This is a genomic window from Enterobacter sp. Ag1, assembly GCA_000277545.1.
GTDB lineage: Bacteria > Pseudomonadota > Gammaproteobacteria > Enterobacterales > Enterobacteriaceae > Cedecea.
Genome location: AKXM01000040.1, coordinates 112,644 through 127,583 on the forward strand (window position 1 = coordinate 112,644; position 14,940 = coordinate 127,583).

The following is a 14,940-nucleotide window of genomic DNA, read 5'->3' on the forward strand; positions in this document are numbered from 1 at the left end:
GGGTGAGGGGAAAAACGACGGCATAGCCTCGCTTCCCCCCGACGGAGTGAAGGCAAAACAGGCACTTTTTTAATGGCGTTGATGCTTTTTTCAACGCCATTATTTATTTACGCGGGGGAAGGAAATCCCTACGCAAACGTTTTCTTTTTCTGTTAGAATTCGCCCCGAACTGGACGTCAGGGCAATTTATCACGAGATTTTTTCATGATCTGGATAGATTACGCCATCATTGCGGTTATCGGTTTTTCTTGTCTGGTAAGCGTAATACGTGGGTTTGTGAAGGAAGCGTTATCGCTTGTGACCTGGGGATGTGCTTTCTTTGTCGCCAGTCATTACTACACTTATCTGTCAGTCTGGTTCACTGGCTTTGAAGACGAACTGGTACGTAATGGGATAGCTATCGCGGTGCTGTTTATCGCGACGCTGATTGTTGGTGCGATAGTCAATTATGTGATTAGCGCGCTGGTGCAAAAAACCGGCCTGTCGGGTACAGACAGGGTGTTGGGGATCTGTTTTGGCGCCTTGCGTGGCGTACTGATCGTCTCCGCCATTCTGTTCTTCCTGGATACCTTTACCGGTTTTTCGAAAAGCGATGACTGGCAAAAGTCGCAGCTTATCCCGCAATTCAGTTTCATCATCAGATGGTTCTTTGACTATCTGCAAAGCTCGTCAAGTTTCTTGCCCCGCTAATCGTAGTGGGGATGTGGCTTAATGAGGAAAAGACAACATGTGCGGTATTGTCGGTATCGCCGGTTTCATGCCGGTAAACCAGTCGATTTATGATGCGTTAACGGTGCTTCAGCACCGTGGCCAGGATGCCGCAGGCATCGTCACCATCGACGCGTTAAATTGCTTCCGTCTGCGTAAAGCGAATGGCCTGGTGAGCGATGTGTTTGAAGCCCGTCACATGCAGCGTCTGCAGGGGAATATGGGTATTGGCCACGTGCGTTACCCCACAGCCGGCAGTTCCAGCGCTTCTGAAGCTCAGCCTTTCTACGTCAACTCGCCTTACGGGATTACGCTGGCGCATAACGGTAATCTGACCAATGCCCACGAGCTGCGCAAAAAGCTGTTCGAAGAAAAGCGCCGCCACATTAACACCACTTCTGATTCTGAAATCCTGCTCAATATCTTTGCCAGTGAGCTGGATAACTTCCGCCATTATCCGCTGGAAGCAGACAACATTTTTGCTGCTATCGCCGCCACTAACCGCCAGATTCGCGGCGCTTACGCCTGCGTGGCGATGATTATCGGCCACGGCATGGTTGCCTTCCGCGACCCGAACGGCATCCGCCCGCTAGTGATCGGCAAACGCGATCTGGGCGATGGCCGCACCGAATACATGGTGGCCTCCGAGAGCGTGGCGCTGGACACTCTGGGCTTTGAATTCCTGCGTGATATCGCGCCGGGCGAAGCCGTTTACATTACCGAGAAAGGCCAGCTGTTCACCCGCCAGTGCGCCGACAACCCGGTCAGCAATCCTTGCCTGTTCGAGTACGTGTACTTTGCTCGCCCGGACTCCTTCATCGACAAGATCTCCGTCTACAGTGCGCGCGTTGAGATGGGGAAAAAACTTGGCGAAAAAATTGCCCGTGAATGGGAAGATCTGGATATCGATGTGGTCATTCCGATTCCAGAAACCTCCTGCGACATCGCGCTGGAAATCGCCCGCATTCTTGAGAAGCCGTACCGCCAGGGGTTTGTGAAAAACCGCTACGTAGGCCGTACGTTTATTATGCCGGGCCAGCAGCTGCGCCGTAAATCCGTGCGCCGCAAGCTGAACGCCAACCGCGCTGAATTCCGCGACAAGAACGTGCTGCTGGTGGATGACTCCATCGTGCGTGGCACCACCTCTGAGCAGATTATCGAGATGGCGCGTGAAGCCGGTGCCAAAAAGGTTTACCTGGCATCCGCTGCGCCGGAAATTCGCTTCCCTAACGTGTACGGCATTGATATGCCGAGCGCCAACGAGCTGATTGCTCACGGCCGCGAAGTGGATGAAATTCGCCAGATCATCGGCGCCGACGGCCTGATTTTCCAGGATCTGGACGATCTGATCGAAGCGGTACGCGTGGAAAACCCGGACATCACCCAGTTCGAATGCTCCGTCTTTAACGGCATCTACGTGACGAAAGACGTTGACCACAAATACCTGCAGTATCTCGAATCCTTGCGTAACGACGACTCCAAAGCGCTGGCGCGTCAGAACGAAGTGGAAAACTTAGAGATGCACAACGAAGGCTAAGCTAAGCCGCCCTCGTTTACAGGCCCACGGTTTACCCCGTGGGCTTTTTTATGCCCGATGCACAGAGAGACAAATTGTGGTTGGTTTTTCATTCTATCATTCCATTACTTTATGGAATGATAGATGGAAGAGTGAATGTCAGACATTACGAGTCAAAATGCCTCCTGGGCCACGCTGCTTAGCGGCCATAACGGGCTGCGATCCCTGGCCCTCGCCGGCGGCGTGGCGCTGCATGCCATTAATATTTATATCGTCACCACGATTTTGCCGACCGTCATTCAGGAGATTGGCGGCCTGGCCTGGTATGCGTGGAACACCACGCTCTTTGTCGCCGCGTCGATTGTAGGCTCCGCCGTCTCTGCGAAGCTGATTGCGCGGCAGGGCGCGGCGATGGCCTACCTGTCGGCCCTGCTGCTGTTTTCCTGCGGGGCGGTAATCTGCGCGCTGGCACCCTCCATGCCGGTCATGCTCCTGGGGAGAGTGGTGCAGGGACTCGGAGGTGGTGTGTTGTTTGCGCTGAGCTACGCGCTGATCCGCGTCGCCTTTGAGGCTCCGCTATGGTCCCGGGCTATGGCGCTGGTTTCCGGCATGTGGGGTATCGCAACCCTATGCGGCCCGGCGATCGGCGGTGTTTTCGCGGAGATCGGCGAATGGCGCCTTGCGTTTTGGGCGTTGCTGCCGATAGCCGCCGTGCTTGCCCTGATTGTGATGGTGCAATTTAGGAGCATGTCGAAGCCTGAAGCCGGTGAGGCACGATTGCCCGTACTCACCATCTCGCTGTTGGTCCTGTCTGTGCTAGCCATTTCCCTCGCCGGGCTGGGCGGCTCTTTGGCCCTGAATATCTCCGGAATAGCTGTTGGTCTGGGGCTAGGGTGGCTCATCGCTCGCCTGGACAGCAGGCCGGACGCGGCAAAATTGCTGCCTCGCGGCGCTTATTCCCCGACGCGCGGTATTGGCCTGCTTTATGCGATGATGGCGCTGCTGGTCATTGGCCTGACGACGGAAATTTACGTGCCATACTTTCTGCAGCTCATCCATCTATTCAGCCCGTTGTCTGCCGGTTATTTGACGGCAATGATGGCCGGGGGCTGGACGCTGGCGGCGCTTTGTAGCGCTTCAGTCAGTTCAAAAATGTCGCAGCGGATAATCTGCGTCGGGCCGCTGGTGGTGCTTGTGTCGTTGGTCACGCTGTCCATTATTATGCCGACACCTTTTAACGGCCCGGCGGGCGTGGTTGCCTGCGGTACGGCGCTGGCGGGCGTTGGGTTCGGGATTGGTCTTGCCTGGCCTCATCTCTTAACGAAGGTATTTCAGGCGGCACCGCCCGGGGAAGAAACGCTGGCGTCCGCCTCCATTACCACCGTGCAGCTTTACGCGACGGCGCTCGCCGCCGCCCTGGCCGGGGTTATTACTAACGGGGCCGGCATCACCTCACCCGGAGGGGTTGAAGGGGCCAGCGCGGCCAGTATGGCGTTGTTTGGGGTCTTCGCTTTGGCGCCGGCCGGTGCGACGCTTTTAGCAATACGCCTGAGTCGGCAGGCCAGGTGATATCTGTCACTTTAGGGGCGGCAATGCTAACATCGGCGGCGTTTGGCGGATAACGGGCAGCGTGGATGAAAAAAGTGATGGGGAGCCCGCAGGGCCAACTAGAAATACTGGCAGGTCTTGCTCGCGCGATGGCGCATCCCCATCGTCTTGCCTTGCTGGAGGCCGTTTTTCAGCACGAAAGTTCAGTTGAGCAACTGGCAGAGACAACCGGCCTTTCCGTGACCAATACCTCCCAGCATTTACAGCAGCTCAGGCGGGCCGGGTTCGTACAGTCGCGGCGCGTCGGGAAGCAGGTTTTTTACCGCGAAGGCGAAGGGCCGGTGGCAAACGTGCTTTCTGCTCTGCACAATTTTAATACCTGGCAGCACAGCGAAATGCAGCGCGTTGCGACGGAGAGTCTCTACAACCCGCTGCGGCTGGAGGGGGTTTCCATTGAAGCGCTGCTGGCCAGGCTGGAGCAGGGCGCGTTGTTGCTGGATGTTCGCTCCGCGGAAGATTATTCCGCCGGCCATATTCCCGGTGCGCTGAATATTCCGCTGGAGAAGCTGGAGCAGCACCTGTCTGATTTACCTCGCGACAGGGATATTCTGGCCTACTGCGGCGGGCGTTTCTGCGTACTTTCCAGACAGGCAGTGGCGTTTCTGCGCCAGAAAGACTTTATGGTGCAGCGCGTGGATGATGGTTTTCCTGGCTGGCAGGCGGCCGGGTTGCGAGTTGAGTCGAAATGGTCATCCTGAAAGGGTGAGAAAAGGTGATGAATGAAACGACTGATTGTCGGTATTTCCGGCGCAAGCGGCGCCATTTACGGGGTGCGTTTACTGCAGATCCTCCAGCAGCTGCCGGAGGTGGAAAGCCACCTGGTGATGAGCAATGCGGCGCGCCAGACGCTGGCGCTGGAAACCGATTACTCGCTGCGTGATGTGCAGGCCCTGGCGGATGTTGTGCACGACTCACGGGATATCGCCTCCAGCATCTCCTCTGGTTCGTTTAAGACCATGGGGATGGCGGTGCTGCCGTGCTCGATTAAAACGCTGTCCGGCATCGTGCACAGCTATACGGACGGGCTGCTGACCCGTGCGGCGGACGTAGTGCTGAAAGAGCGTCGCCCGCTGGTGCTTTGCATTCGCGAAACGCCGTTGCACCTCGGGCACCTGCGCCTGATGACCCAGGCGTCCGAGCTGGGCGCGGTGATCATGCCGCCAGTGCCGGCTTTTTATCATCGCCCGCAAACGCTGCAGGATATTGTCGACCAGACGGTCAACCGGGTGCTGGATCAGTTTGACCTTGAGCTGCCCGAAGACCTGTTCGTTCGCTGGGGTGAACACAAGTAATGCACTGCTGCGGTGCATCACAAAATGATTGCCTCATTATGGGGCAATTCTGCAACGCCGATCGCTTTTAGAAGATTTAATCCTCGAAAACCGCCTTCCCCTCTAGTCCCGCTTCCCAGACCTGCTATCTTTCAAACTAGCGCGAAGTTGCAACGTTTTATTAACATAAATCAGCGGCTTTTTTCCACGCAGGGAAAAGTGGCATGAGAACTGCAACTCTCCGTATGCAAAGGCATTACCACACAACAAGACATCACAAATAAGAAAGCCAAACTTGAGGGTATCGTATGAAGAAGTCGGTTCTTGCACTGTCTTTACTGCTCGGCCTGTCCAGCGCAGCCAGCGTGTTTGCAGCGATTCCGCAAAACGTCCGCATTGGTACCGACGCGACCTACGCGCCATTCTCTTCGAAAGACGCGAAAGGCGATTTTGTTGGGTTTGATATCGATCTGGGTAACGAACTTTGCAAGCGCATTCAGACCAAATGTACCTGGGTTGGCAGCGACTTTGATTCCCTGATCCCGTCGCTGAAAGCGAAGAAAATTGACGCCATTATCTCGTCTCTGTCGATCACTGAAAAACGCCAGCAGGAGATCCTTTTCTCCAACAAGCTGTACGCGGCGGATTCCCGCCTGATCGCGGCCAAAGGTTCCCCGATTCAGCCGACGCTCGAATCGCTGAAAGGCAAGCACGTTGGGGTGCTGCAGGGCTCCATTCAGGAGACCTACGGCAACGCTGAATGGCGCCCGAAAGGCGTTGATGTGGTGGCCTACGCCAACCAGGATTTGATTTACTCTGACCTCGCTGCAGGGCGCCTGGATGCGGCATTCCAGGACGAAGTTGCCGGGAGCGAAGGCTTCCTGAAACAGCCTGCCGGGAAAGACTATGCCTTTGCCGGTCCGTCCGTGAAGGACAAAAAATACTTCGGCGATGGGACCGGGATCGGCCTGCGTAAAGATGACGTTGAGCTGAAGGCCGCGTTTGACAAAGCGCTGGCTGAAATGCGTAAAGACGGGACTTACGACAAACTGGCGAAAAAGTACTTCGACTTTAATGTTTACGGCGAATAAGTTTATCCCTTAGTCTGTAGCCCGGTTTTGAATATATTCTTAACCGGGCAGGATAACTATGCAGTGGTGCAGCCCCGTTCCGGCTGCACCGTTATGGTGCGAAAACGGTTTGTTCGCAACGTGTTGCGTAAGTTTTCCCTGTTTGTAGTGGGTGTGAGCCTTAAGTAACGGACAGTCTATTGAGGATAATTATGAAAAAGCTGGTTTTGTCTCTTTCTCTGGTGCTGGCGTTTTCCAGCGTGACCACAGCATTCGCTGCCATTCCGAAAACCCTGCGGATTGGCACGGACCCAACCTATGCGCCATTTGAATCCAAAAATGCTCAGGGCCAGCTGATCGGCTTTGATATCGATTTGGCGAAAGAACTCTGCAAGCGCATTAACACCCAATGTACCTTCGTTGAAAACCCATTGGATGCGCTGATCCCGTCGCTGAAAGCGAAGAAGATCGACGCCATCATGTCTTCGTTGTCCATCACCGAGAAACGCCAGCAGGAAATTGCGTTTACCGACAAGCTGTACGCGGCAGATTCTCGTCTGGTGGTGGCCAAGGGTTCCCCGATTCAGCCGACCCTTGAGTCGCTGAAAGGCAAGCGCGTCGGCGTGCTGCAGGGCACCACGCAGGAAACCTACGGCAATGAACACTGGGCGCCGAAAGGCATCGAAATTGTCTCCTATCAGGGACAGGATTCCATTTACGCCGACCTGGCTGCCGGACGTATTGACGCCGCCTTCCAGGATGAAGTCGCCGCCAGCGAAGGCTTCCTGAAGCAGCCGGTGGGCAAAAACTATCAGTTCGGTGGCCCGTCCATCAAAGACGACAAGCTGTTTGGCGTAGGCACCGGCATGGGCCTGCGTAAAGAAGATAACGAACTGCGTGAGGCGCTGAACAAGGCGTTCGCGGAGATGCGTAAAGACGGCACTTACGACAAGTTAGCGAAGCCGTACTTTGATTTTAATGTGTATGGTGAATAAGCCTTACCGGTGACAAAGGCCCCGCGTCAGACGGGGCCCAATAAGCAGCAAACACTGACGACAGGATACGCACCATGTTGTATGGCTTTTCCGAAGTAATTTTCAAAGGGGCTCTGGTTACGCTTGAGCTGGCGCTCGCCTCGGTTGTCCTTTCCGTGCTGATTGGGCTTGCCGGTGCTGGTGCAAAACTGTCCAAAAATCGCCCGCTCGCTTTGCTGTTTGAAGGCTACACCACGCTGATTCGCGGCGTGCCTGATCTGGTGCTGATGCTGTTAATTTTCTACGGGCTGCAGATGCTGCTCAACAGCATTACAGATGCGCTGGGAATGGCGCAGTTTGATATCGATCCAATGATCGCCGGGATCATCACGCTCGGTTTTATCTACGGGGCTTATTTCACCGAAACCTTCCGTGGGGCCTATCTTGCCGTGCCGAAGGGCCATATTGAGGCGGCCACTGCCTTTGGCTTTACCGGATCACAAACTTTCCGCCGTATTCTGTTCCCGGCCATGATGCGCTACGCGCTGCCGGGCATAGGTAACAACTGGCAGGTGATCCTCAAAGCCACCGCGCTGGTTTCTCTGCTTGGCCTGGAAGACGTGGTGAAAGCCACGCAGCTCGCCGGGAAAAGCACCTGGCAGCCGTTCTACTTTGCGATTGTCGCCGGGATTATCTACCTGGTCTTTACCACGGTTTCAAACGGAGTGCTGCTCTGGCTTGAACGCCGCTATTCCGTTGGCGTGAAGAGGGCCGAGCTATGATCGATATTATTCACGATTACTGGCAGTCGCTGCTGTGGACGGACGGTTACCGCTTTACGGGCGTCGCCATTACGCTGTGGCTGTTGATTACGTCGGTGGTGATGGGCGGGATTCTGGCGCTGTTCCTCGCCATTGGGCGAGTGTCCAGCAACAAATTTATTTCGTTCCCCATCTGGCTCTTTACCTACGTATTCCGCGGTACGCCGCTCTACGTGCAGTTGCTGGTGTTCTATTCCGGGATGTACACGCTGGAGATAGTCAAAGGGACGGAGCTGCTGAACGCGTTCTTCCGCAGCGGCCTGAACTGTACCGTACTGGCGCTGACGCTCAACACCTGCGCCTACACCACGGAGATTTTCGCCGGTGCTATTCGCTCGGTTCCGCACGGTGATATTGAAGCGGCGCGCGCTTACGGCTTCTCAAAAGTGAAAATGTACCGCTGTATTATTCTGCCTTCCGCCCTGCGTATTGCGCTGCCGGCCTACAGCAACGAAGTGATCCTGATGCTGCACTCTACGGCGCTGGCGTTTACCGCCACGGTGCCGGATCTGCTCAAGATTGCCCGTGATATCAACTCCGCAACCTACCAGCCGTTTACCGCGTTTGGCATCGCGGCCGTGCTGTATTTGATTATCTCTTATGTGCTGATAAGCCTGTTCCGCAAAGCGGAAAAACGCTGGCTGCAGCACGTTAAACCCGTTTCGCACTGAGTGACTTCTGATGGCTGAAATTAAATTAAACGTAACGGATCTGCACAAACGCTACGGCGAACATGAAGTGCTCAAAGGGGTGTCTCTGAAGGCTAACGCCGGGGACGTGATCAGCATCATCGGTTCGTCTGGCTCGGGCAAAAGTACCTTTTTGCGCTGCATTAACTTCCTTGAAAAACCAAGTGAAGGCACGATTGTGGTCAGCAACCAGAACATCAATCTGGTGCGGGACAAAGACGGCCAGCTCAAAGTCGCCGACAAAAACCAGCTGCGCCTGCTGCGCACTCGCCTGACGATGGTGTTCCAGCACTTCAACCTGTGGAGCCACATGACGGTGCTGGAAAACGTGATGGAAGCGCCTATTCAGGTGCTTGGACTGAGCAAGCAGGAATCAAAAGAACGGGCGATTAAGTACCTGGCCAAAGTCGGCATCGACGAGCGTCAGTACGTTAAATACCCGGTGCATCTGTCCGGTGGCCAGCAGCAGCGCGTTTCCATTGCCCGTGCGCTGGCGATGGAGCCGGAAGTGCTACTGTTTGACGAGCCTACTTCGGCGCTTGACCCGGAGCTGGTGGGCGAAGTCCTGCGCATTATGCAGAAGCTGGCGGAAGAGGGGAAAACCATGGTGGTGGTCACCCACGAGATGGACTTTGCCCGGCATGTTTCCAGCCACGTTATCTTCCTGCATCAGGGCCGCATTGAAGAAGAAGGCCCGCCAGCCGAGCTGTTTGGCAGCCCTAAGAGCGCTCGCCTGCAGCAGTTCCTTTCTGGTTCGTTGAAGTAATCCCTCGCCCTAACCCTCTCCCAAAGGGAGAGGGGACTTATGGTTTTCTCCCTTCCCAATCGGAGTGGGCATTCATTGTTTTCCCCCTCTCCCTCTGGGAGAGGGCCGGGGTGAGGGTGAATAACGCCTCACCTCTCAGCCAACAACCTTACCGCCGTACTCTCATCCGTTACCAGGCCTGACATCCAGCGACCGGTCAATGCTGCTTTGATGGCGGCAAATTTTCGCGCTCCACCGGAAAAAGCGATGATCTTACGTGGGTTATCGCTTTGCAGAGGCACGCTGGTCAGCAGAGCATCCAGCTCGCTGTAAACGCGCTGGCCACCGTGGTCAAAGAAATGCCCCAGCATTTCACCGGCAACGCCCTGGCGGTGCAGCATGTTGACCTGCTCGTCGGTAATAAAACCCTCGGCGTTCAGCGGGCAGCCTATGTCCACCTCGCCAACACCGAGGAACGCGACATTGGCCGCCAGCGCCCGGTCTGTTACTCGCTGGTACACTTTATGCCGGCACCACATGTCTCTGTCTTCTTCGCTGTCGGCGTACAGAGGGGCGGGGATGAAATAATATTTGCCCTGCATTTTTTCCGCCATTTTTAGCGGCATGTCATAGCGCGTACCCGAGTCATCGCGCGCAATCGCCCCAATCATTGAGACGCAGTGGTGCTGCGGGCGTTCGATCCACGGTAGGACGTCGATGATTGAGCGCAGCGTTTTCCCGGAGCCGATGCCGAAAACCTGCGGCTGCTCGTCGGCGATAAACTGTGACATCACTTCGGCACCTTCCACCGCCAGCATCTGCTGGATAGCTTCGTCATCCAGCCCCTCCGAAGGCACCACGCGGCAGATTTCCAGGCCGAAACGCTCCTGGACTTGCTGCGCCAGCTTCAGGCAGCGGGCGACCGGATGGGCAATTTTCACCGTTACCATACCCTGCTCGCGTGCGGAAGAAACCAGCCGCTGAGCGACCTGACGGGAAATGCCCAGTTCGCGGGCAATATCCTGCTGCGTCATACCTGCCACGTAATACATCCAGGCAACGCGTGCGGCTTGCTCTTGTTTTTTCTCTTCTCTGCTCATGGCGACACCTTATGACTCTTTGAAACACATTCTACTCCGCGCGCGTTTCGTTGGTAATTGGGCAAAAGTCATTTTGATGGGCAAATGTTGTCTGTGTGAGTTTGATCTCAGAAAGACGGCACCTGCCGCAACTAGACTATAACAATCGGGCAAATGCCCATGAAAATGACAAATGCTTAATTCTGAGGTGAATCATGACGACGAAATCGGTATGGATGCATATTGGCGCAGGTTCTTTCCACCGTGCCCATCAGGCGTGGTATCTCAATCAGCTGCGCGAGCAGGGCGATGACGGCTGGAGTATTTCGCTGGGCAACATCCGCGATGATGCCGGCGAGTTGCTGAGTCAACTGGCGGCGCAGCACGGCGAATATGTGCTGGAAACCGTTACGCCGGAAGGTGTCCGAGCCTACGAAAAGATTACCTCTATCCGAAAAGTGCTGCCGTGGGATAAAGAGATTACAGCCCTGGTTGAAGAGGGGGCCAGGGCGTCGACCCGCGTGATCGCCTTCACCGTTACCGAAGCCGGGTATTATCTCACGCCGCAGCACGAGCTGGACGTTCATCAGCCGGATGTCAAAGCCGATCTTGCCGGGGGTATGACCACGCTTTACGGCGCGCTCAGCCGCATTCTGCATCGGCGTATGAGCAACGGCGGTGAGCCGGTAACGCTGCTCAACTGCGATAACCTGCGCCACAACGGCGAACGCTTCCGCCACGGCTTTCTGTCGTTCCTGAAGGCGAAGGGCGACCACGCGCTGTTTGACTGGGTGACCACCCACACCGTGTCGCCTAACACCATGGTTGACCGTATTACCCCTCGTCCTACGGCAGACATTGCTCCACGGGTTAAAGCGGCGACGGGGTTCGACGATAAGGTGCCGGTGATGGGGGAGTCTTTTATTCAGTGGGTTATCGAGGACGACTTTATCAACGGTCGCCCGCCGCTTGAGAACGCTGGCGTCGAAATGGTGAAATCGGTGCTGCCCTATGAAGAGGCAAAAATTCGCATTCTGAACGCCAGTCACAGCTGCATTGCCTGGGCGGGGACGCTGACCGGGCTGAACTACATTGATGAAAGCACCGTGCAGCAGCCGATTAGGCAGATGGCATGGGACTACGTCACGGAGGATGTTATTCCTTCACTGTCGCCAAGCCCGTTGGATCTGGCTGAGTATCGAGATGTGGTGCTGGCCCGCTTTAGCAATCCCTATATCAAAGACACCAACCAGCGCGTGGCGGCCGACGGCCTGTCCAAGATCCCTGGCTTTATTACCCCTACGCTGATGGAGTGCTATCAGCGAGGTGAGGAGCCTGCGGCCACGGCGATTCTGCCCGCACTGTTCTTCCTCTTCCTGCAGCGCTGGGCGCAAGGTCAACTGCCTTATGAGTACCAGGATGGCGTCATGCAGGACGACGCGATTCGGGCCTTGTTCGCCGCTCCTGAGCCGCTCAAAGCCTTTGTCAGCGACGAAACTTTGTTTGCTGAACTCGCGCATTCCTCCGCTTTCCATGAGCTGATGGCGTGGACGGTCACTCGCCTTGAGGCGTGGATCAAGTCTCCTCAATCGCCTTTGGCAGCAGCTTAAGGAGGCGCTATGTATCTTGGCATCGATATCGGCACCTCTGAACTAAAGGCTTTGCTGATTGACGGGCAGGGTGAAATTTTAGGCTCTGCTCACGCGGCATTAACCGTTCAGCGCCCGCATCCGCACTGGGCGGAGCAGGATCCTGAGGCCTGGTGGCAGGCGACGCAGCAGGTGGTCTCTACGCTGCGCCAGCAAATGCCTGATGCCTGGGCGAAAATTCGCGCTATTGGCTTGTCCGGGCAGATGCACGGCGCGGTGCTGCTGGACGACCAGGGAAAAGTGCTGCGCCCCTGCATTCTGTGGAACGACACGCGCAGCGCCGAACAATGCGCTCGGCTCACGGCAGAACACCCTGAATTTCTGACCATCAGCGGCAACCTGGTGATGCCCGGTTTTACCGCCCCGAAGCTACGCTGGGTGGCAGAGCACGAGCCGGAAATCTTTTCCCGCGTGGATAAGGTGCTGCTGCCGAAAGACTACCTGCGCTGGCGGCTGAGCGGCGCGTTCGTTTCTGACCCGTCGGACGCCGCCGGAACGCTGTGGCTGGACGTGGCAAAACGTGACTGGTCAGACAAACTGCTGGCGGCGACCGGACTAACCCGCAGCCAGATGCCGCGCCTGGTAGAGGGCAGCGAAGTCAGCGCCGTTTTACGTTCCGCCCTGGCGACCGAGTGGGGGCTTAGCTCCGGCGTTAACATCGCCGGCGGCGGTGGCGATAATGCTACCTCGGCAGTGGGCGTTGGCGCGGTGAACAGCGGCGATGCGTTTATTTCGCTCGGCACGTCTGGCGTTATCTTCGTGGTAAACGACGAGCTGCAAACCCGCCCTGAATCCGGCGTGCATGCTTTTTGCCACGCTCTACCTCAGCGCTGGCACCAGATGAGCGTAATGCTCAGCGCCGCCAGCTGCCTGCGCTGGGTGTGCAATCTGCTGTCGGTCACCGAAAGCCAGCTTATGGAGGAAATGGCAGATCTGAGCGACGAGCAGAAAAAGCATGCGCCTGTTTTCCTGCCTTATCTGTCTGGGGAGCGCACGCCGCATAACGATGCTCACGCCATGGGGAGTTTCTTCGCACTCAACCATGAAACCAGCCGTGCCTTACTGGGGTATTCGGTGATTGAGGGCGTGACTTTTGGCCTGGCGGACGGCATGGCGGTGCTGGAGACGTCCCGCAGCCAGATTACCCAATGCAGCCTGACCGGCGGAGGGGCGCGTAGCGCTATCTGGGCGCAGCTGATTGCCGACGTGCTGGATGTGCCGATTGTGACCCATCCGGCGAGTTCCTCCGGAGCGCTCGGTGCTGCTCGCCTTGGCTGGTTGGCCGACGGCGGCGTAGAAGAAGTTGTTTGCCGCAAGCCTCCTGTTCAACAGCGCTTCACGCCGCGTAAAAAACTGCAAAGTGTGCTGCAGCAGCGGTTGTCCGTGTTCCATCTGCTTTACCAACAACAAAAAGCCGCTCGTAAGCTGCTGCCCTGACGGCCCTTCCGGCGGCCTCTCTGCCGCCGGAAACCCCTGTACCCGTGAACGAGGAAGAGTGTGATGCAATCTAAACACTACTGGTTTGGTTTACCTAAACATCTGCTGTGGGGATTTGTCGCCATCGCTATTTTTATGAGCGGCGATGGTTTCGAGATGGCGTTTTTGTCTAAACACATTACCGACATGGGCTTTACGCCCGCGGAATCAGCGATGGTGTTTACTCTGTATGGCCTTGCGGCAGGTCTGGCGGCCTGGGCTTCCGGCGTAGTCGCTGAGCTTATCACCCCGCAAAAAGCAATGCTGATTGGTTTTGTGACCTGGGTCGTGATGCATGCATTGTTTATGACGCTTGGCCTCGGGATGCGTAACTACCCGCTGATGCTTCTGTTTTACGGCATTCGCGGCCTGGCTTATCCGCTGTTTATCTACTCCTTCATGCTGATGTTGGTGCAGGTGGTACCGCGTGAGAGGCTGGCGGCGGCAACGGGCTGGTTCTGGGCGATGTACTCTATCGGCATCGGCGTGGTAGGGAGCTATCTGCCCAGCCTGACTATCCCGGCATTTGGCGAAACGGGGACGCTGTGGATGGCCATTGCCTGGGTCACGGGCGGGGGGCTTATAGCCTTCTTCAGCCTGCGTAATGTGCCGGTTGACCGTTCGCGGGTTAATTTGCCGCTGAAAGAGAAAATGACGGAGATGTCGCGGGCCGTGACCATTCTGTTCAGCAACCGTGACGTGTTTTACGCCTGTCTTATCCGCATTATTAACACGCTGTCGCTGTTTGGCTTTGCGATAGTGATGCCGCTGCTGTTTGTTGACCGTCTCGGTTTTACGATTTCAGAATGGCTGCAAATCTGGGCGGTGTTCTTCTTCGTCACCATTTTCACCAATATCTTTTGGGGAATCATGGGGGAGTACATCGGCTGGATCCGCCAGGTTCGCTGGTTCGGCTGTTTAGGTATGGCGATCTCCAGCCTGACGTTTTATTACCTGCCGGTGTGGGTGGGGCATAACTTCTGGGTGGCGCTGATCCCGGCGGTCATGCTCGGCACTTTTGTCGCGGCGTTTGTGCCGATGACGGCGGTGTTTCCAACCCTGGAGCCGCATCATCGCGGGGCGGCCATTTCCATCTATAATCTGTCGGCGGGGATGAGCAACTTTGTGGCACCGGCTATTGCGTCACTGATCCTGCCGTTTTTCGACATTGTGGGCGTAGTTTGGGTGTACACCGGGCTGTATCTGTTCGCGGGCGTGCTGACGTTTATCATCAAAGTTCCGCAGCCGAAACGGATGAAGGGTAAAGCTGACGCGGGGAAAATGAGCCCTGTAGAGCAGTAAAATGAAAAAGCCGGGGATAAACCCGGCTTTTT

General features: G+C 56.2%; 14 protein-coding genes. 13 read left to right on the plus strand and 1 reads right to left on the minus strand.

The genetic code is table 11. The annotated features are described in order from the left end of the window. Nucleotides 1-204: 204 nt before the first annotated feature. The 10 genes from cvpA to hisP all read left to right on the plus strand — a co-directional run bounded on the left by cvpA (nt 205) and on the right by hisP (nt 9,423). Nucleotides 205-690: a colicin V production protein gene (cvpA, locus tag A936_RS16355; protein ID WP_008459721.1), complete on the plus strand. Its 486-nt coding sequence runs from the start codon at nt 205-207 to the stop codon at nt 688-690. Nucleotides 691-727: 37 nt separating this feature from the next. Then, a complete protein-coding gene (purF, locus tag A936_RS16360; RefSeq protein WP_008459723.1) occupies nt 728-2,245 on the plus strand; it encodes an amidophosphoribosyltransferase in 1,518 nt (505 codons plus the stop codon). A 135-nt stretch (nt 2,246-2,380) separates the two neighbouring features. Then, the gene (locus A936_RS16365; protein WP_008459728.1) at nt 2,381-3,793 is read left to right on the plus strand and encodes an MFS transporter; all 1,413 of its coding nucleotides are present in this window, start codon (nt 2,381-2,383) and stop codon (nt 3,791-3,793) included. 65 nt (nt 3,794-3,858) lie between these two features. Then, nucleotides 3,859-4,530 (plus strand): ArsR/SmtB family transcription factor, encoded by a 672-nt coding sequence (locus A936_RS16370; RefSeq protein ID WP_008459729.1) that lies wholly within the window; start codon nt 3,859-3,861, stop codon nt 4,528-4,530. 21 nt (nt 4,531-4,551) lie between these two features. After that, nucleotides 4,552-5,124 (plus strand): UbiX family flavin prenyltransferase, encoded by a 573-nt coding sequence (locus tag A936_RS16375; protein WP_008459730.1) that lies wholly within the window; start codon nt 4,552-4,554, stop codon nt 5,122-5,124. A 287-nt stretch (nt 5,125-5,411) separates the two neighbouring features. Further along, entirely contained in the window at nt 5,412-6,194 is a 783-nt protein-coding gene (argT, locus tag A936_RS16380) for a lysine/arginine/ornithine ABC transporter substrate-binding protein ArgT (protein ID WP_008459731.1), read from the plus strand. A 191-nt stretch (nt 6,195-6,385) separates the two neighbouring features. Then, a complete protein-coding gene (gene hisJ / locus A936_RS16385; protein ID WP_008459733.1) occupies nt 6,386-7,168 on the plus strand; it encodes a histidine ABC transporter substrate-binding protein HisJ in 783 nt (260 codons plus the stop codon). 74 nt (nt 7,169-7,242) lie between these two features. Further along, complete coding sequence (locus A936_RS16390) at nt 7,243-7,929, plus strand: histidine ABC transporter permease HisQ (protein ID WP_008459735.1); 687 nt, start codon at nt 7,243-7,245, stop codon at nt 7,927-7,929. Beyond that, nucleotides 7,926-8,639, plus strand: coding sequence for an ABC transporter permease (locus A936_RS16395; protein ID WP_008459736.1), 714 nt, complete (start codon nt 7,926-7,928; stop codon nt 8,637-8,639). Before A936_RS16390 ends, A936_RS16395 begins: the two co-directional genes overlap by 4 nt. Nucleotides 8,640-8,649: 10 nt before the next feature. After that, nucleotides 8,650-9,423: a histidine ABC transporter ATP-binding protein HisP gene (hisP, locus tag A936_RS16400; RefSeq protein WP_008459737.1), complete on the plus strand. Its 774-nt coding sequence runs from the start codon at nt 8,650-8,652 to the stop codon at nt 9,421-9,423. A 128-nt stretch (nt 9,424-9,551) separates the two neighbouring features. Here the strand turns inward: hisP and A936_RS16405 are convergent, their stop codons facing one another. Then, nucleotides 9,552-10,502, minus strand: coding sequence for a sugar-binding transcriptional regulator (locus A936_RS16405; RefSeq protein WP_008459738.1), 951 nt, complete (start codon nt 10,500-10,502; stop codon nt 9,552-9,554). Nucleotides 10,503-10,696: 194 nt separating this feature from the next. Between A936_RS16405 and dalD the strand changes: the two genes are divergently transcribed. From dalD to A936_RS16420, 3 genes are all read left to right on the plus strand, one after another. Beyond that, nucleotides 10,697-12,091 (plus strand): D-arabinitol 4-dehydrogenase, encoded by a 1,395-nt coding sequence (dalD, locus tag A936_RS16410; RefSeq protein ID WP_034809598.1) that lies wholly within the window; start codon nt 10,697-10,699, stop codon nt 12,089-12,091. A 9-nt stretch (nt 12,092-12,100) separates the two neighbouring features. After that, nucleotides 12,101-13,567, plus strand: coding sequence for a xylulokinase (gene xylB, locus A936_RS16415; protein WP_008459740.1), 1,467 nt, complete (start codon nt 12,101-12,103; stop codon nt 13,565-13,567). Between the two features lie 63 nt (nt 13,568-13,630). Then, nucleotides 13,631-14,908 carry an MFS transporter gene (locus A936_RS16420; RefSeq protein WP_008459741.1) on the plus strand — a complete coding sequence of 426 codons (1,278 nt, stop codon included), beginning with the start codon at nt 13,631-13,633 and terminating at the stop codon, nt 14,906-14,908. Nucleotides 14,909-14,940: the final 32 nt, after the last annotated feature.